The organism is Acidobacteriota bacterium, assembly GCA_009838525.1.
Lineage (GTDB): Bacteria > Acidobacteriota > Vicinamibacteria > Vicinamibacterales > UBA8438 > VXRJ01.
Genome location: VXRJ01000013.1, coordinates 1 through 17,325, shown reverse-complemented (window position 1 = coordinate 17,325; position 17,325 = coordinate 1). Strand labels below are relative to the sequence as shown.

Below are 17,325 nucleotides of genomic sequence, written 5' to 3'. Positions count from 1 at the left end.
CCCCCCCCCCCCCCCCCCCCCCCCCCCCCCCCCCCCCCCCCCCCGCCCCGCCCGATTCTTGGCGCTTCGGCATCCGTCATCCTCGGTCTCCGCGAATTCGGCGCTGGGACTCGCCCCGTCCCGCCACTGGATGTGCGGCGGGAACACGAACACCGTCCCCTCGACGTCGTACTTGTCCATCAGCCCGTAGATCTCCGACTCCGATCGTTCGATCGGGACCGGCGTGTCGTAGTAGGGCCGTCGCTTCGACATGGTCGTCTCCTATCCCCGCTGCATCGTCGGGCAGCGGCCCTGGTTCTGCAGGCGGATGATCCGCCCGCCAACGTCTTGGTCGACGAACGCCGCCCAGGTCCGGCCGCAGTTGCCGTCGAACGCCGCCTTGAGGCAGACGAGGTTGACCAGCGCGCCGCGGCCGTCGTGGCCGTGGACCACCAGCTTGAGCTTCGCCTGCCGACAGACCGAGTTGGATTCGGCCAGCCAGCAGGCGACGTCCTGGACGCTCGCGAATTCGGGATTCAGGTGCTCGTTCGGCGTCGTCATGCCTTCACCCTCCGTCTCGCGTTGCCGCGGCGCGACGAGGCGAGATTCGTGCACTGCGCCGAGTGATAGCGCTGGCGCGGGTGCTTGGTCGTGAACTCGACTTCGCACCCGTCCAGCGCGCAGACCAGCCGCCGCGCCTCGCCGTCCGAGTTGTTCCAGGACCGCTCCGGCTCCCAGGCCGCGAACTCGCGCTCGGCGCCGCAGCTGCAGACGACGATCACCGTCGGCGAGTCCAGCGACGGACCCTCCAACGTGCAGGCGTGAACGTGAGCGACGGCCGCGGTCATTCCGACGCCGCGCCTTCCGGCAGCTCGGCGGCCGAGGCGTCGATCACCTCGGACAGCGCCGACATGCCCGGGAACATCGGCCAGACCGCCTCGGTGTTCGGAGCGAGGGCGACGGTGACGTCCTCGCCTTCGAGCGCCGCAACGCCCAAAGCGACGGTCATGATGTACTGCTGCAGACGGCCGCCGGCCGCATTCGACGAGTACTCGACCCGCTCGTCAAGCCAGGCCTCCAGCTCGTCGGCGAAGCCTTGCAGCCGCTCGTAGGCGTCGAGCTTGCGCTGGGCGTTCGTCTTGTCCCGCTTCGAGGCACCATCGGCCGCGGGCTTCGGCTCAACCTCGGCCCGCAGGCTGGCGATCGCGTCGCGCAGGTCCGGCCGCTTGGTCACGATGGTGATCTTCAGGTCGCCGCCCGACGGCTCGCTCCACTTGATCGTCTCGACCCGGTCGATGGTCCCGCGCAGGCGCAGGAAGTCGGTTCGCTGTTCGGTCGTCATCCTCGGTACTCCAATCTCGTCGCGTTCGGGCGCCGGGACCTCGAAGCGGTGCACGTGGGGCGCGGCCGTCGAGGCGGGCTGGGCGGTGGTCCTGAACCCTCCGGGCGATCGCCGGTCGGCCGAAGGCGCGGTGATAGTGGTCATTAGCGGCCGCCTCAGTTCGGGTGCCGGAAGAGGACGCGGACCTGCCAGCGCAGGCCAATCACGTCCATCTCCAGCCGGACGGTCGAGAAGATCGGACCGAAGCGCTGTAGGTAGCGGATGCCGGGCGAGTCGATCTCAGTCGTGTAGGTGGCGGGCGGGACCAGCAGCGGCGCGTCAGTCATCGCGCCTCCTCGAGCAGGTGGGCGTAGCGGGAGCCGCGGAAGACGCCGGAATCTAGAACATCGAGAGCCTTCTGATCGTTAAAGATCTCGTTAATGTGCTGGCCCCGTGCGGGGACGATCTGGCCCCGTGCGGGGACAGATCTGGCCCCGTGTGGGGCCAGTTGGCCCTGTATGGGGCCAGTTCGTTCTAGGTTTCCGCCGTGCCATCCGGGCGATCCGAGCGGCCAGCGCTCGTCCCGAGCGGCCAGGCTGGAGCCGCAGATCTCACACACGCCGGTCTCGTCGAGCGTCGTCATGCCGGCCGTTCCGCAGGTCTCGTCCGGCCTCGGCAGGTGAAACATCAGGCGGTAGGAGTCGGCGGTCCGGCGATCGCCCGGAGGGTTCAGGACCACCGCCCAGCCCGCCTCGACGGCCGCCTGTCGAACGGCTGGAGCGTGGCCGCGATTGAGCCCCGCCCGCTCGGCGTGCCGGCGCGAGGCGTAGTCGACCGTGCAGGCGATCCGCCGGTCGCCCTTGGCCATCATGTGGTCGGCCGAGACCAGTGCCCAGCGGATCGCCACCGGCCTCGTGCCAAGGCCGATCGCGTCGAGCTGGGAGAGGATGATTTTGGCCGACGGTCGACCCAACCCAAGTGTGCTCACGGGCGGCCGCCCTTCCGCCGCAGCAGGTAGCGCTTCATCGGATCGATCAGCCTGGACAGCGCCGTCTCGCCCGAGCGGTAGTCCGGCGCCTCAATCCCGATGTGGCCGTGACGGTGGTCCATGAGCCGCGAGCGGATCCGGTCCTCGAACAGGTCCGGCAAGATGTTCGTCGTGATCAGCGTCGGCCGGTTCAGGCGCAGCTCGAGGACCTGCAGCAGCCGCGCCTCCGACCAGCTCGACTGCTGCTCGGCGCCGAAGTCGTCGAGGATGACGACCTGGTAGCTGCGCAGCCAGGACATGATCCGCTCGTCGCCGTGTTCGTGGCCGTCCCAGCTCGCCTGGATGCGGGCGAGCAGCCGCGGGACCAGGGCGTAGATCACCGAGCGGCCGTCGTCGTACATCCGCATCGCGGCGGCTGCGGCCATGTGGCTCTTACCTACGCCAGGTCCGCCAATCAGCGTCAGCCAGCCCGTCGGCGCGTCGACCCAGTCCTGCAGCCGCCGGAGCGCAGTACCGACGCTCGGGCGGCCGCGTAGGTCCATGTCGAAGGTGCGCCGGCGAAGCTCATCCTCGGTCGAGCCCCATATCCGCATCGGCCGCTGCTCGCCGTGCGGATTGCAGACGGGACAGGGGCGCGACTCGCCCAGGCCGGGACCGCGCAGGCGGCGGCCGCCCTGGCAGGTGCCACAGCGAGTCAGCCCGTCCGGAACCCAGAGGCTGTTGTCGCGCTCGAGCGGGAGTCCGTCTTCGGAGTGGGCGAAGCCCAGCTTCGCCATGCCGAGCGCGTCCCGAACCGACCTGAAGTCGTCGGAATTGCCCATTTCGTGCTCCTCTGATATCTGGTCAGGGGATCGATAAGTGTACTTAGCGTTAACGATACGCTTATCGCCGATCCCCCTGATTCGGGAGTTGCGCGGTGAGTGCAGCCGCGCCGGCGCGAACCGCGCCGAGCTCGCGCTGACGCGCTCCGCGGTGGCTGTTGAAACATCGTGGAAATGTGGAAGACTCCCATCGTTTACGTTGCCGCGCGGATTGTTCGTTAGGGTGAAGCAGTCGGCGTTCGCCGGCCGCCGCCTCCTCGTTCGGTCTGCTTAGCAACTTTCCTCTCGTGGGGGCGGCGTTAGCCGGTCCTAGCGCTCCGACGGCCCCAGCCCCTCGTGGAATCTGGCGACCGCGCTGCGGCCGGCCTCCTCGTGCCGGGTGTAGAGCACGACCATGCCCTCGGAGGCCCAGCCGCCGGCGTTGGCGATCTCGGCCGTGTTGAACGACTTCGCGGCCAGGTCCTGGGCCATGCCGCGGCGGCAGGAGTGGCCCGAGAAGTCCTCGCCCAGCCCGGCCCGCTCGCAGGCGCGCTTGACCCGGGCGCCGATGGTTGACGAGCTGAGCCCGAAGATCGACGCTTCCGGATCGGCGCCCTTCGGCCGGATTTGCTTGAGCGCCTCGACGGTCGCGCGGGAGACGAAGCGGACCTGGCCCTTGCCCTCCTGGTCGGTCTTCGATTTGCGAATCAGGATCCGGCCCGAGCCGTCCGACTGCTCCTCGAAGTCGGACCAGCGCAGGGCGGCGGTCTCGCTGCGGCGCAGCAGGCCGTCGCGGGCCAGGAACACGATCGCGACATCGACCAGGTCGCGATCGGCGCGGCGGCGGTCGGCGGCCGTGGCCCGCTTGCGGCGGGCGCGGCGCTTCGACTCCTCGGCCACCGCGCGGATCGCGTAGGCGTGCTCGAGCTGCAGCCCGCGGGCCTGGCGCTGCACGTGGTCGGACTGGCGGCGGATCGCGCCGAGGGCGTTCTTGATCTCCGGGTAGTCGTTCGTGTACTGCAGGCCCTCGATCTCGTGCAGGGCCTTCAGCGCGGCCAGGCCCTGCGAGATCGTGTTCGGCGCGATCGGCTTGCCGGTGACCGGATTGGCCTGGCACTTACGGAAGTCGATCCAGGCGCGGACCTGGTAGGGACTGGCGGGCACCGGGTCGACGGCGGCGAGATCGCACCAGGCGAAGTAGTTCGACCACTGGGTCCGGTACGTGCGGACGGTGTTGGCCGAGTGGTTGCCGATCCAGTCCTGGAAGCGGCGGGCGCGTTCACCCTCCTCGCCCAGGAAGAAGCGGCTGAGCCCTTGCTCGCCGCGTTGGACGAACTGCGGCTCGAGCGCCCGGTCTGGCTGCTCGACGATCATGATGTTGCTAGGCATTGGGAACTCCTCTCGGTTCGGGATTCTGCTTAGCACGTCGAACGATAACCATTGATAGCGGGGATTGCAAGTGCGCTTCGGCACGAAGCAGCGGATTCATCCACAGGGTCGGGAGGGGCGCTATCATACGGACATGTCCAGAACAAGTGGACCGCCGACAAAGCCGTTCAACGATGGCCGGATCGACATGAAGATGCCGCGCGAGCATCTGGACAAGCTGCGCCAATTCGCAGCGCAAGACGGGCTGCCGTTCCACCTCTGGATGAAGCGGCTGGTTCGAGACACGATCGCGCGGCGCGAACGGGAGGCCCTCCGGCAGGGCTCAGACGACTGAATTCCCACGCGCGCGCGGGCGCAGGTCGGCGCGCCCGCGCAGGCGCGTAGGGCTGGGACGGATCGACAACGATGCGCTGGGACGAAGACCTTCCAAAGCCGATCATGGTGCGAGTGACCTTCACCACCCACGAGGACACCCGGGAGTTGATTGAGCAGGCGGCGGCCGAGAACAAGCTGACTCGCGGCGAGTGGCTGGACCTGACCCTGCGCGACATTTTCGACCGGCGGGAGCGGAAGAAGCGGCGAGCCGAGCGGCGGGGCCGAGGCGCAGCAGGAGATTCGGACCGCGATGCGCACGGCAGCCGAGTGCATTGACGACCTCGAGGACCGCGCGATCGACGAGCTGGGCGGCGGCCGCTAAGACCCGTTATAAGCTCCAGGCCGATCGGCCCTCGAGGTACATGCGGTTGGCGATTCGCTCGACCTGATCGTCCAGGTCCTCGATGCCGTAAGCGGTGATCGGCCCGTCGAAGTGGACGTGGATCTCCGGCGCCATTCGGTAGCGGCCGTCGAGCGGGATCACCGCCTCGGGATAGCCGGCTTCGGCGACGTCGACCAGGGTGCCGCCCGGGCGCGGCATGATGATGCCGCCCCGGGCCAGACGTGGGATGCCGAACATGTCGCGGACATCGTTGATCGAGGTGCGGCGGGGCACCTGGATCGCGGTGCCGTCCGGCCCGACGTAGGTGACCGTGTCGTCGTTCTGGTTACTGAAGCTGACCAGACCGTCGCTGATTGAGGACTGGTCGCCGGCCTCGGGGTCGCTCAGCGCCTCGCGATAGGCGGCCCGCTGTTCGGCCGTCAAGTTGTTGGCCTCGAAGGCCGGCCCCACCGCGGCCAAGACCTTGCCCCGCAGTTCGCGGTTCTGCCGCTCCTGCTCGTCGGCCAGTTTGCCCAGCAGCCTGATCTGCTCGGCGTCGCGCTCGGACTGGTGTTCGGCAATGGCGATCTGCGCGTCGAGCCAGCCCTCGGCTAGGTCGATCTGTTTCTCCGCGGAGGTCTGGCCGCGCTCGAGGTAGCGGATCTGTTCGGCCGTCAGTTCGTTGCCGTCCTCGATCGCCTGGTCGATGTCCTCCTGGATCGCCTCGTCGCGCAGGTAGGCGTCGAGGATGTCGGCCTGCATCTCGCTGGTGAACAGTGCTCCGTACTCGGCGAACTGCCGGTTAATCTGGCCGACCAGCCCAGCTCGCTCAAACTGCTCCTGGCCGCGGCCGACCGGATCCTCGTCGGCGTCGCCTGACGATGAGCTCGACGAGCCAGCGCCGGAACCACCTCCGGACACGCCGTGTTGCCCGAAAAGATTGCCGCGCACGCCCTGGCGGCCGGCGGAGCGGGTGATCGCCCGATAGAGCGCACGGGCAGAGCCGGCGGCCTCGATGTTGCCGCCCATCTCCCAGAATCGAGCCAGCTCCTGGAGGATGGTGTCCGGCAGGTTGAAGCCGACGTTTACCTCGACGTCGACCGATCGCCCGTCCAGCTTGTCCAGCTCGAGCGCAATTGCGCCAATCGATTGCAGGTAGGCGTCGGTCACGGGAACCGTATTGCCCAACGCGTCGCGCTGCTGGGCGAGCTCAGCGTCGAACTCAGACACTGCACTCTCGGCGACGCCGGTCAACCGTGCGATCTCGTCGAGGGCTGCGGCGTATTCGCGAGACCCTTCACGTGCGTTAGCGAGACGCTCGGCGGCCGCCCGGAGCGCGGCCCCATGTTCCTTCTGTGCGTCGCTGGCTGCCTCCGCCCTTGCCCGCTCGGCAATAAGCCCATTTATCAGCTGATTCCGAACTGTCTCCAGTTCGGATCCTGACAGTGCACCCTCGCGGCGGGCCCGCGCCAGCGCGAGCTCCTGCTCAGCCGACAGTCGGACTTCGTCGCGTAGCCGTCTATAACTCTCGACCGAGATGCCGAGCTGGGCGGCTAGCTCTTGCTCCGCGATGTTGGTCAGGCCGAGGAAGTCGGTCAACCTGCCGATGAGGTCGACCGCGGACGTGATATGTGGTAGCAGGTCGGTTAGAAGCGCACGTCCCAGCCCGTGGACGACCTGCTTAGCCTCGTTCAGGGTGTCGTTGAACTCGGCGGCGTCGTCGGCGAACTCCTGGCTGATCGTCACGCCGAGACCGCGCGCCTCCGCCCGCATGTCTTCGATCGCGTCGCGACCGAGATTGATCGTCGGGATCAGCTCGATCGCTCCGCGGCCGAACAGCTGCTGTGAAATCGCCAGGCGCTCGGTGTCGTCGTCCAGCCCGCGGACGCCCTCCGACAGCCGCAGGAACTGCTCGTACGGGCTGAGCCCCTCGAGCTCGCGCCAGTCGACGCCGATCTGGTCGAGGATGTCCAGGTACTCGGTCGAGCCCTGGCGGGCCTCGTCGATGACGCGGGACTGGGTGCGCAGCGCGGTCTGGAAGGCCTGCAGCGAACCGCCGTTCTGCTGCAGGACGAACTCCATTTCGGAGAGCGTCTCGGTGTTCTCGCCGACGGCGAGGCCCATCTTCTGCAGGTGGTCGGCGTCGTCGATCAGACCCTTGGCGAAGCCGACCGACTGGTATGCACCGACGGCGACGGCCATCGCGCCGACGGCGCCCACGACCTGGCGAACAGATATACCGGTGCGGTTCAGTCCGGCGCCGGCGCGGTCGGCTTCCTGGGTGACCTCGTCGAGGTTCTCTTTGCCTGAGCGGCCGATTCGCTCGAACTCGTCGGACGCATTGTCTCGCGCCGTGATCTCGAGGGCGATCCGCTCGGTGGTCATATCACAAAGGTAACGGAGCGACCGGACTAGGAATCATCGGGGCCATCGCAGGGCTTCCCGCGGCGGTCATGGTCGCGGTGATCGTCGCAGCCGACACGCTTACCGATGGTGGCGGGTCGGTCGCGGGAACGGTGGCGGCGGCTTCCGCTGCTTCCTTCGCCGTTGTCCTCGTGTCCAGCGTTCTCGCCTACACGATCTTCACTCGGATCGGAATCAACTCATGATCGGCGACTAGGACTGGCTCGCTAAGCGTTCCACTTATCGCTCGCCGGTCTGCAGGTGGTAGGCGTACCAGACGAGCTGCTGGGCGCGGCTGAGGGCTCGCCACTCGGTGGGCTGAAGTCCGGTGATCTGGCAGGCGTGCGGTTCGTCGAAGACGGGGTCTAGTTGATGTTCTCCGCTGCGCCACGCTGCGGCCGCAGCGTGAAGCCTTCCCCCAGGTTTGCAGTCCCGATCCGTGCGATGTCGATCGCCTGGTCGGCCAGGAAGCGGCCGAGCGCCGGGTTCATAAGCTCGATGTCGCCGAGGTCCTCTCGGTCGTAGATCGTGTTGTCCGGACTGGTGATGGCGACCAGTTGGCGGTCCAGCAGCGTTGGCCCGTGTCGAAGGATGCCGCGCTGCTCCATTGTCTCGTTCTGCAGGTTGACGTTAGCCGATAGCGACAGAGGGCGGAACTCGGCGAGCCAGCCCTCCTCGCCGTTGGCGACGTGGGGCGGAATCTCGACCGTGGTTCGGAATTCGTCGGCGCTCATCCAGTCGGGCAGTTCGGGCATGGTGGTCTCCTAGCTTCAATCGGGCAGCAGGGCGCGGCCGAGGGTCTCGCGGATCCCGTGGACGACTGGTACAGCCGGCGCGCCTTCTGCTCAGCTCGACCGAACGCCGGGGCCTCGTCGCACATCAGGCCGCCTCCTCGTTGCTAAGGCAGTTTATCGCCGGCGAGGGCGCGGACGTCGGCGGCCGCGATCAGCGCTCGGGCAGGGCCCGCGGGCGGTAGCCGCTGACGGCCGCCTGCAGCGGACCGGACATTAGCTCGTCGTGCAACTGGAGACAGCGCTGGCGGAGGTGTTGGTAGTTGGCCAGCGTCGACGGGTCGGGCTCGTCGGTGCGCAGGAGCTGCTCGTTCAGCCGCCGCGCCTCGGCGATCGCTTCGGTGAATTCGGCGAGCGGTTCCGGCGCGGCGTCCTGGACTGATTGCGGCTCGCTGGCCTCGGCCGGCTCGGCGGTGTCGGTGATCTCGGGATCCATGATTGCCTCTCTCGATGGGCCTACGGGAACGAGGACTCGCCGTTGGTCACGGCCACGTAGAGGCCGTTCGTCTGGGCCGAGTCGGCGGCGGCGACGTAGTTGAGCTGGTAGGTCTGGCGGCCCTGGCCGTCGGCCTGGCCGCGGGCGACCTCGGAGTCGGTGGCGTGGCGCAGCGCCATGATGATCTCCATTGACGGCTGCAGCGTCGACGTTGCGTCGGAGCCGTCGACGAGGGTCCGCGAGGCGGGCAGCGAGAAGCGCAGGAAGCGCAGGTCGCCGGCCTCCTTGTGGGCCTTCTCCTCGCGCTCGAGGCTGTTCACGGCCGGGTCGCCGTAGATCGAGACGCCGACGGTGGCGTTGGTCGGCACGGCGTCGAGCGCGGTGTAGTCGAGGTCCTCGTTCGCCTGCAGGTTCTCGGACGGCTCGAGGCCCATTGGGATCGTGATTGTCGCGCCGCGCACGGCGACCGAGGCCGCGGCAGCGCCGGACGCGGCAGCGGCCCAGGTGTCGAAGAATCCGATCGCGCAGAGCTTCGAGGGGACCAGCAGGCGCGGCGTGGCGATGCTGAGGCCGGTGGCCGGGTTGCCGCCGGGATCGTCCAGCTTGCCGCCGCGGTAGGTGGCCTGGGCGGTGACCAGCGCGCCGGCGCCGCCTTCGGGAATCGTGATCACCAGCTGGGAGCAGAACGCCTTCGGCACCTCGACGGTGTGAACGGACTGCGCGCCGCCGGCGGAACGTTCGACGCCCTGGAAGGTGTAGTAGTCGACCTCGGTGCGGCTCGAGGCGTCCATGTCGGGCGTGAACGCCCAGGCGTAGGCGCTGTCCACGGTGCTGTCCACGGTGCCGGTCACGCCGCCGACCAGGCCGGAGAGCAGGGGCAGGAGGATCTGCTGCAGGTCGAGCGGTCCGGAGACCATGACCTGGGACATGTTGCTGATCCGCTCGGGCGGGAAGTGCTCGCCCCACAGCGAGGCGTTGCCGAGGACGTCGGCCTGGCGGTCGTCCTGCGGTTGCTCGAGGATCTGGTCGCCGGCGCGGAACGGGATCGCGCGAGTGAACGTCGTCTGCTTCGTCGCGAGGTTGGTCTGCTCGCCGATGTTCAGGCTGGCGAGGCGGCGGATGGTGCGTCGGGCCATGTCGGACTCCTTCAGTCGGTCAGGACGGTACGGGTGATCTGCAGGTTGAGCGTGACGATGACGGGCGAGCGGGCGACGGCCGCCTCGACGTCGATCACGTTGTCGACGGCCGCGAATTCGTGGGTGTCGACGAGGTCGCCGAGCGAGGCGTGCTCGGCCTTGTAGAACTCGCGCAGGGCGGCGTCCAGGACGGCGCCGGCCTCGCGGTAGGCGACGTCGTACTCGGCCATCGCCGAGCGGCCGTACCAGGTCATCTCGGCCAGCCAGAGCTCGGTCGCCAAGTAGCCGGGTTCGTACTGGGGCGGCGCGGCCAGCGACCAGCGGTTCTGCCAGCTGTTGACCGGCGGTTCCTGGCGCATGGGCAGCGGGCCCGGGTAGCAGGTGGCCTGGCCGAGGTCGACCGTGCGGCCGTTCTCGAGCGTGGCGACTGGCCGCAGCGATCGCTGGATGCCGACGATATGGTCGATTATCGGGCTGAAGGCCGCCTGGTCAGGCACCGCGGATCCTCCACTCCCGCGCGATCGCGTCGGTCAGGAAGCGGCCGGCCTCGCCCTGGCCGATGCGCCGGCGCATCGACTGGATGCCGCGCTCGACGAAGCGGCGCGGTTTGATGCCCTTGCGCTGAATCGAACGGGCGAGCTGGAAGGGCGTCACGCCCTGCAGCCTGCCCTCGCGCTGGCGCTGCTTGAGCCAGGGCCGCAGCTTGTCCGGCGGCGGCATCCGCCCGCCGGCGTCGCGGCCGTCGTTCAGGAATTGCATGTAGGCGTGCTGGCGGACGATCGCTCGGGACGGTCCGAGCTGGCGGGCCTTGATCGAGTTCAGCCCGTGGCCCAGGCGGACCGGCTTCGGCTTCGTCAGCTCGGCCGCGCGGCGGATCTCGATCGCGCCGACGTTGGCATACTGCGAAGCCAGGTTGCCCGAGACCGGCGCCATCCAGGGGCGCGGGTCTTCGAACAGCTCCAGCAGCCGCTTCCCCTCGACCAGCTCGACTTTGACCATCAGGCCACCAGCTCTCGCCGGTACATCCCGAGGTACTTGAAGAGCAGGGCCCGGGTGTCGCCAGAGACGACCTCCTGCGCGTTGAGCGAGTCGCCGAAGGCGGTCGGCGTCTCGAGGCGGCGGCGGGCGGCCAGTTCGATGTTGCAGAGCTTGATCGCGGGCGGGACGGCGGCCCATCCCGGTACGCGGGTGACCTCGATCCGGCCGTGCCAATAATCCTCGTTATCGAGCAGCCGCAGCTGGTCCAGCGTCCAGGTCGTCGTGTCGACCGAGGGCTCCGCCCGCCACTTCTCGGAGGCCAGGACATGGCCGTTCATCTTGACCTCGGAGACCGAGACCGAGTCGTCGATCGGCAGCAGCAGGGCCTCCATCGGATTCATCTGCAGGTCGATGTCCAGGTGCGCGTCGGCCGCGAAGTAGACCGTGGTCCGCGCGTCGTCGTCGGTGCCCATGCGGAACGAGCGCCGGCACCACTGGTCGATGATCGCCGCGGCCGCGTCGAGCTCGTAGCCGATCAGCTCGACCGAGGCGTCGGAGCGGGTCAACTCGGGGCGGTCGGTCAGGACCTTCGAGTACTCCGCGACCGTGGCGTAGGCCGAGCCGTCCGAGCCGGAACCGCCGCCGCCGTCATCCTCGACCAGCTCGTAGGTCTCGGCGTCCTCGTCCTGCTTGACGACGTAGCCGCGAGTCTCCTCGGTCGGCACCGGCAGGAGGCGGGCAGTCAGCGTCTGCTGCAGGTTGGCCAGTCCGATGTCGTCGGGCACGAGGTGCCAGAGCTGGACGATGCCGTCGGCCAACGCCGGGTCGCCGCCGACAGCGAGGTTGCCGCCCGCCGTCATGCCGATCCGCGCCGCGGACGTCAGTAGCTCCTCGCCTAGCTGGTGCAACGCGATCCCCCCGAGGGTGCCGGACTCGCCCGGCGTGACGCGCTCGACTCGGCGCAGCCGATCGGTTTCGAAGGGATAGGTGTATTGGCTTCCGGCGCGGACCACGATCATCTCGTCGTCCGGATCGGGCACGGCGATCGCCGTGTCCTGCCAGGTGACGCCGGCCAGCGGGTCGGAGGTGAACGTGCCCAGCGACTCGAAGTTGATGTGGGCGGACGTGGTCATGGCGCCGCCCCTAGGTCACCGTGACGACGTAGGTCCGGGTGACGAGCTCGTGGTCGGGCTGGCGATCGGTGATCCCGACGGTGAGCTCGTAGGTGCCAGCCGGGATGTTGACCGGGTCGCTGTTCTCGTCGACGGCCCGGGTGTAGCTGATGTTGCGCTCGAGGTTGGTCGCCGGGTCCAGCTCGTCGAGGCTGAAGTGTGAATCCCAGTCGCCGACCTCGGACCAGAAGATTTCGTCGCCGTCCGCGTCCGAGGCGGTCGGATTGGCGAGGTCGGCGTCGCTCGCGGCGTTGGCCGCCAGCGCGATCGAGGTCGTGTCGTCGGCGAAGGCCGGCGCCCGGTTGCGCCCCCAGCCGCAGCCCTTTACGCCGTGGCTGGCGAAGCCGCCGCCGTTGGAGTTGCCCGCGTTGGCGTACCAGAGCGACTGGCCGCGCGGGACCACGATCCGCACGTTCCCGCCGGCGGCGACGAAGATGCCCGGGTCGTTGGCGTCCGGTCGGTTGCCGTCCGAGGAGAAGCGAAGCGTGGTCTGCGCGCGGCAGCTGGCCAGGACGACCGCCACGTGGCTGTCCAGGTCGACGCCGTGGCAGCGGGTCAGGTCGGAGGCGGCCGCGGCCGCGCCCGCGCCCGAATCATCGGGCGGGCCGGGGGTGTAGGGGGCCCCGAGCCGGTTGGGGGCGAGCCGCATGGGGGTCTCCGGTAAAAGACAAGATCGCCCCTACGAACCAGCGCCGCGGATCACGCCGAGGGCGTGCGGCTGGCCGACCCGCAGGGCGTCCTCGCAGTACAGCCGCCAGCGCGTCTGGGCGTTGTCGGCCTGGGTGTACTCGTCGCGCTGGATGCGGAAGCCGCGCATGAAGTGGACCGCGTCGGCGGGACCCGAGAACGGGTAGAGCCAGGAGACGATGTCGTCGGCCCCTTCGACCGCGGCGAAGCCTCGGACCACCTCGATGAGGCGGATGCCGCGCAGGGTCTGCTGCATCGTGGCGAACAGGGCGCCGAAGGCCGAGTCGAACGGCGTCCCGTCGGTCACCTGGGTGGCGGTCAGGGGTTCGAATTGCTCCGGCGCGACCAGGGCGACCATCGGCGGCCAGCCGCGCACGGCCAGGGTCGAGCGCAGGCTCATGAAGTGGCTGATGAAGTCCGCCGCCGTCAGCTCGTCGTGGAATTGGTCCAGCACCTCGCGGGCCGCCAGGTTCGTCACGTCGCCGGCGCCGGTGGTCGAGGAGTAGTAGGCGAAGCCGCGGTTGTCGTCGTTCGCGCCGGCGGCCTGCAGGGCCTGGTAGCTCATCGCGTCGCGGTACTCGTAGTCGAGGTCCTGCATCACGATCTGGAGCGTGTCGGTGGCCGCGTCGATCGCCTGCCATTCGGCGTCGACGTGGAGCATGCCCTGGGTCAGGTTGTCGGAGAGCCGCGCGACGGTCGAGGCGGCGTCCTGGTTAGCGACCGAGGCTCGGTCGGCGATCTTGAAGCGCGAGCGGACGTTGGCGTTCGCGGTTCGCGCGTTCCAGCGGATCCCGCTGGTGTTGGGCACGGTCATGGCCCGCGGCTGGAAGAGGTCGATCGCCATGACGCCGGACATGAACGGCGGGGCCGAGCCGGGAATGAATCCCTGCGGCAGGCCGAGACCCTGGCCGCCGGTCGAGCCGATGTCCCACTCGGCGTAGTTGCGGGGGCTGAGGCCCAGCATGTGCGGACCGTGCATCGAGAGCAGGTTGACGTCCTCGGCCTGGACGTAGACGCCCTGCTCCGGACCGTTGCCGACGACGGCGCGGTCGCCGTCGGCGCGGACGGCCTGGTAGACGGCCTGGGCCATCGCCTCCGCGAAGGGCGGCCGGTCGGTCATCATCGCCGGCGTCGGCGCCGCCCGGGCGGGGATCACCTGGTCGGCGAACACCCGGCCGCGCTGGGTCAGGTCGGTCACCCCGCCGAGCAGCTCGAGGTCGTCGACGACCGCTTCGTACTCGGCCTGGAGCTCACCGAATGCGGCGCGGGCCTCATCGCGGTCCGTGTACTGGGTCAGGCCCTCGATCTCATGCCAGGGGACGTCCTGCTGTCGCTGCTCGAGCATCCCGCGGATGCGGCCGCCGAGCTCCTCCTCGAGCGTGACCAGGCGGCTCGTGTTCTTGTCTCCGGTGCGGTTGGCGATAGCAGGCATTATCGGTCCCTTCAGACTCGACTACGGGTGGCGCGGCGACGTGCGAATTCGCCGCGAATCAGCAGGGCCTCGGCCTGGGCCTCGGCCAGTGAACAGGCGGTGGACTCTGCAGCGCCTTTGGCGACGACCCCCGCGCCGGTGAGAACACGGTTGTCGGCTTGCTTGCGGCAGTCGCCGCCAAAGGCGCTGTAGAGGTCGATGGTGTTGTTCGGCACGGCGCCCGACTGGACGACCGCGACGTGCAGGACGGTGCCGCGGACCAGGGCGAAGTCGGCGCCGGCGGCACGCTCGGCGTCGCTGAGCGCGTTCTCGCGGCGGACCTCGTCGTAGATGATGCTGGCCGAGCATTCGCCCAGCCCGTGCTCGATCAGGTGGGCGACGCGGGCGGCGTCCTCCTGGGCGCCGGCCGTCGGCGCGGGCGAGGCGAGCAGCGCCGCCTCGGCCGTCGCAACCTCGATGTAGCCGGCGCCGAAGGGCACGGTGTCGAAGTTGGACCAGTGGCCCACCTGCAGCGGCGCGGCCGCGCCGGCGCTGAAGGCCGAGGGGTAGAGGATGCCCTTCTCGGGGCAGCCGTAGCACTGCGAGAGCGACGCGGCGAGATTGTCCTCGTCCAGGGTGGCGAAGACGGCGCGGAAGCGCGGCCGTTCGTCGCCCTCAGCGTGGAGCGCTTCGAGCCGGGCAGGAAGCTGGAGGATGTGGATCGTCATCGGACTTTCAGCCTATCCCAAACGTGGGAACCCTGTGCGCTGGCAGTTCGGGTGCGAGATCGGCATCGCGTCGAACTCGCTCACCGAGCGGATCGAGCCGTCGGCCTTGTCCGGATCGTCGTGGGCGAACCAGCCGCAGGTCGAGCCGTCCGAGATTCGCACCTGCTCGACGCCCGACTCCTGCCAGGCGCGGGCCACGGTGCGGTTGCCCACGGTCGAGATCTCGGTCCTGGCCACCCTCAGACTTCTCCACGGTTTATCCACAACGCCCTGAATCCCGTCGGCGATGTCCGAGAGCGGCAGGTCGCGGCGGATCCCGTCGGCCACGACCCGGCCGACCGTGCTCCGGACCTCGTCGGTCACGCCGACCATGCGCTGGCCCGAGGCGTCGAGCAGGTCGCTGATATCTACGGTTAGCGTCTCCGGCAACTTGTCGTAGGAGTCGAGCGCCGCCTGGACCACGTCGTCGTTCATCGACGAGAGCCGCTGGACCACCACCTGGCCGAGCTCCTCCGCCTGGGCCTCGGGGATCAGGTCGAGCGGGGCGCGGGCGCCGGCCTCGAATTCGAGGACGGCCGCCCTGCCCATCAGCGTCAGCTGCTCGCCGACGTCGCCGCGCAGCTCGCGGACGTAGCGCCGGCGCAGCCGGAACCAGGCCCGCGCCCAATCACGCTTTGCCATCAGGGTCCGGTCCCAGCACGTCGTCGACGGGGATGAAGTCCTGGCCGATCTTGAGGACGTTGCCGCGGGCGCCGTAGGAGGGCAGGCCCATCGCCTCGACGTACTGGTTCAGGGTCGCAGCCGAGCCGGCGTAGCCGGTGTGAATCCGCGCGGCCGCCTCGGTCCGGTCCTCCTGCAAGCCGGCGATGTCCGACAGGTCGTAGGCGACCTCGAGCTGCGGGTCGGCGTCGATGTATCGGTGCAGCCACTGCTTCGTCAGCATCTCGCCCGTCATCCGCCAGAGCGGCCGCAGGCGCTCGCGGTAGAACACCTGGCGGGCCATCCGGTAGTTGTCGTAAGTCGCGGCGCTCATGCCCAGCAATCCGCCGGCGATCGGCGCGGGGATGCCCAGCGACTGGTCGGCGTACGCCTCGTGGGAGAGTTGCAGTTCGTTGAAGCGCACGTGGTTCGGGTCGAACTCGAGCTGCTTCAGATCGTCGAATCCCTCGTCGGTCATCGAGAGCGAGCCGCGGTTGCGGCCGGTCACCGACTGACGGATGCGCCGCGCGACCCGCCTGAACTGGCTCTCCTGCTTCGGTTTGATCACGCCGAGGTAGCCATAGGGCGCGTTGGCCACCGCGGCCGCCTGCAGCTGCAGCTGGTGGAACTCGGCGAAGATCACCTGGCCGAGCGAGTCCAGCGCGCCGCGCCCGTGCCAGGCCTCGTCCGGATCTCGGTCGAAGCGCAGCTTGACCACCTCGTCGGGATTCCAGCGTTCCGACTCCAGCCAGTAGACCGAGGGCTCGCGCATCGACAGCGCGACCCGCTGGCCGGCCGCATTGACGCCGCGGGTCGTGTCGCCCTGGGCGTCGTTGGTCGGGATGTAGCGCCAGCGCTCGCCGCGGGCGTTGGCGCCCGAACCGGCGGCCGGGCGCGGCGGCCAGAGCGGGCACTCGAGCAGCCCGTATCCGACCTGCAGCGCGTCGACGACCGACGCGGCCGCCAGGTACTGCAGCGGGTCCTCGTCATCGCCCAGGTCGATCAATCGTCGCGCGACGCCGGCGGTCGTGACCTGGGCGCCGGCGATCTCCTCGCCGTCGCGACGGCGGACCACCAGCGGTGGCTCGCTAAGCGCCGTTATCAACCGCTGCTCGTTCGGCTGGATCAGCGGCTGGCGGCGGCTGCGGCTGTAGCCGAGCGAGTAGGCGATCTGCGAGCCTGTTCCCGCAGCGTTGCCGCCGCGGCGCAGCAGGTCGAAGATGCGATCGCTGTATCCGGACATGACCTCAGCCTACTCACCAGTCGAGATCGCTGTATCCGGACATGACCTCAGCCTACTCACCAGTCGAGATCGTCAATGTGTGTCCTCGAGTTGAATTTAGTCCGATTGCCCCCAAATCGCCCGTAGCGCGACCGGACCGGCGATCTGGTGTCGTTGGGCCTCGGGCGGTGGATTCGCGCGACGTGGCGCGACGTGGGCGACCAGGGCGCCGAATTCGCGGAGACCGTGGATTCCGAAGCGTGCGGCTCAGAATTCGGGTCCAGAACCGCCGCTAGGCGGCCGGGCGGACTCGCCGGCGACGAGTTGGCCGGACGGGTGCGCCGGCGACTGCGGCTGTAGCCGAGCGAGTAGGCGATCTGCGAGCCTGTTCCCGCAGCGTTGCCGCCGCGGCGCAGCAGGTCGAAGATGCGATCAACCAGCCGGCGGATGAGGCCACGTGACCGCCGCCGCCGGTCGGCTGCAGGTAC

The 17,325-nt window shown here is 69.0% G+C and carries 20 protein-coding genes; 3 read left to right on the top strand and 17 right to left on the bottom strand.

The features are described 5' to 3' along the window. Positions 1–606: hypothetical protein (locus F4Y45_04100; protein MXY23689.1), on the top strand; the 606-nt coding region annotated here is incomplete at its 5' end. Here the strand turns inward: F4Y45_04100 and F4Y45_04095 are convergent. The 5 genes from F4Y45_04095 to F4Y45_04075 all read right to left on the bottom strand — a co-directional run bounded on the left by F4Y45_04095 (position 537) and on the right by F4Y45_04075 (position 4,477). After that, on the bottom strand, positions 537–827 hold the full coding sequence (locus tag F4Y45_04095) for a hypothetical protein (protein ID MXY23688.1): 291 nt from the start codon (positions 825–827) through the stop codon (positions 537–539). The two genes, F4Y45_04100 and F4Y45_04095, sit on opposite strands and share 70 nt — an antisense overlap. Then, complete coding sequence (locus tag F4Y45_04090) at positions 824–1,321, bottom strand: hypothetical protein (GenBank protein ID MXY23687.1); 498 nt, start codon at positions 1,319–1,321, stop codon at positions 824–826. Before F4Y45_04090 ends, F4Y45_04095 begins: the two co-directional genes overlap by 4 nt. 322 nt (positions 1,322–1,643) lie before the next feature. Next, positions 1,644–2,207 (bottom strand): hypothetical protein, encoded by a 564-nt coding sequence (locus F4Y45_04085; GenBank protein MXY23686.1) that lies wholly within the window; start codon positions 2,205–2,207, stop codon positions 1,644–1,646. A gap of 77 nt (positions 2,208–2,284) precedes the next feature. Next, entirely contained in the window at positions 2,285–3,109 is an 825-nt protein-coding gene (locus F4Y45_04080; GenBank protein ID MXY23685.1) for an ATP-binding protein, read from the bottom strand. Between the two features lie 309 nt (positions 3,110–3,418). Next, positions 3,419–4,477: a tyrosine-type recombinase/integrase gene (locus F4Y45_04075; protein MXY23684.1), complete on the bottom strand. Its 1,059-nt coding sequence runs from the start codon at positions 4,475–4,477 to the stop codon at positions 3,419–3,421. Between the two features lie 133 nt (positions 4,478–4,610). Between F4Y45_04075 and F4Y45_04070 the strand changes: the two genes are divergently transcribed. After that, positions 4,611–4,811 (top strand): hypothetical protein, encoded by a 201-nt coding sequence (locus F4Y45_04070; protein ID MXY23683.1) that lies wholly within the window; start codon positions 4,611–4,613, stop codon positions 4,809–4,811. A gap of 71 nt (positions 4,812–4,882) precedes the next feature. After that, positions 4,883–5,128, top strand: coding sequence for a hypothetical protein (locus F4Y45_04065; GenBank protein ID MXY23682.1), 246 nt, complete (start codon positions 4,883–4,885; stop codon positions 5,126–5,128). Positions 5,129–5,180: 52 nt separating this feature from the next. Here F4Y45_04065 and F4Y45_04060 read toward each other — a convergent pair whose 3' ends face one another. From F4Y45_04060 to F4Y45_04005, 12 genes are all read right to left on the bottom strand, one after another. Next, on the bottom strand, positions 5,181–7,559 hold the full coding sequence (locus F4Y45_04060; protein MXY23681.1) for a hypothetical protein: 2,379 nt from the start codon (positions 7,557–7,559) through the stop codon (positions 5,181–5,183). A 383-nt stretch (positions 7,560–7,942) separates the two neighbouring features. After that, positions 7,943–8,332, bottom strand: a complete 390-nt coding sequence (locus F4Y45_04055) for a hypothetical protein (GenBank protein ID MXY23680.1) — start codon at positions 8,330–8,332, stop codon at positions 7,943–7,945. Positions 8,333–8,522: 190 nt separating this feature from the next. Continuing rightward, positions 8,523–8,804 carry a hypothetical protein gene (locus F4Y45_04050; GenBank protein ID MXY23679.1) on the bottom strand — a complete coding sequence of 94 codons (282 nt, stop codon included), beginning with the start codon at positions 8,802–8,804 and terminating at the stop codon, positions 8,523–8,525. A 20-nt stretch (positions 8,805–8,824) separates the two neighbouring features. After that, positions 8,825–9,940 (bottom strand): hypothetical protein, encoded by a 1,116-nt coding sequence (locus F4Y45_04045; GenBank protein ID MXY23678.1) that lies wholly within the window; start codon positions 9,938–9,940, stop codon positions 8,825–8,827. Positions 9,941–9,951: 11 nt separating this feature from the next. Next, entirely contained in the window at positions 9,952–10,437 is a 486-nt protein-coding gene (locus F4Y45_04040; protein MXY23677.1) for a hypothetical protein, read from the bottom strand. Beyond that, positions 10,430–10,939 (bottom strand): hypothetical protein, encoded by a 510-nt coding sequence (locus F4Y45_04035; protein MXY23676.1) that lies wholly within the window; start codon positions 10,937–10,939, stop codon positions 10,430–10,432. The genes F4Y45_04040 and F4Y45_04035 overlap by 8 nt, the downstream gene beginning before the upstream one ends. Continuing rightward, positions 10,939–12,051 (bottom strand): hypothetical protein, encoded by a 1,113-nt coding sequence (locus tag F4Y45_04030; protein MXY23675.1) that lies wholly within the window; start codon positions 12,049–12,051, stop codon positions 10,939–10,941. Before F4Y45_04030 ends, F4Y45_04035 begins: the two co-directional genes overlap by 1 nt. Positions 12,052–12,061: 10 nt before the next feature. Beyond that, a complete protein-coding gene (locus F4Y45_04025; protein ID MXY23674.1) occupies positions 12,062–12,739 on the bottom strand; it encodes a hypothetical protein in 678 nt (225 codons plus the stop codon). A 30-nt stretch (positions 12,740–12,769) separates the two neighbouring features. Further along, positions 12,770–14,209: a hypothetical protein gene (locus tag F4Y45_04020; GenBank protein ID MXY23673.1), complete on the bottom strand. Its 1,440-nt coding sequence runs from the start codon at positions 14,207–14,209 to the stop codon at positions 12,770–12,772. Between the two features lie 11 nt (positions 14,210–14,220). Beyond that, positions 14,221–14,916, bottom strand: a complete 696-nt coding sequence (locus tag F4Y45_04015; GenBank protein MXY23672.1) for a hypothetical protein — start codon at positions 14,914–14,916, stop codon at positions 14,221–14,223. A 12-nt stretch (positions 14,917–14,928) separates the two neighbouring features. Beyond that, positions 14,929–15,597, bottom strand: a complete 669-nt coding sequence (locus F4Y45_04010; protein ID MXY23671.1) for a hypothetical protein — start codon at positions 15,595–15,597, stop codon at positions 14,929–14,931. Further along, the gene (locus F4Y45_04005; protein ID MXY23670.1) at positions 15,584–16,858 is read right to left on the bottom strand and encodes a phage portal protein; all 1,275 of its coding nucleotides are present in this window, start codon (positions 16,856–16,858) and stop codon (positions 15,584–15,586) included. Before F4Y45_04005 ends, F4Y45_04010 begins: the two co-directional genes overlap by 14 nt. Positions 16,859–17,325: the final 467 nt, after the last annotated feature.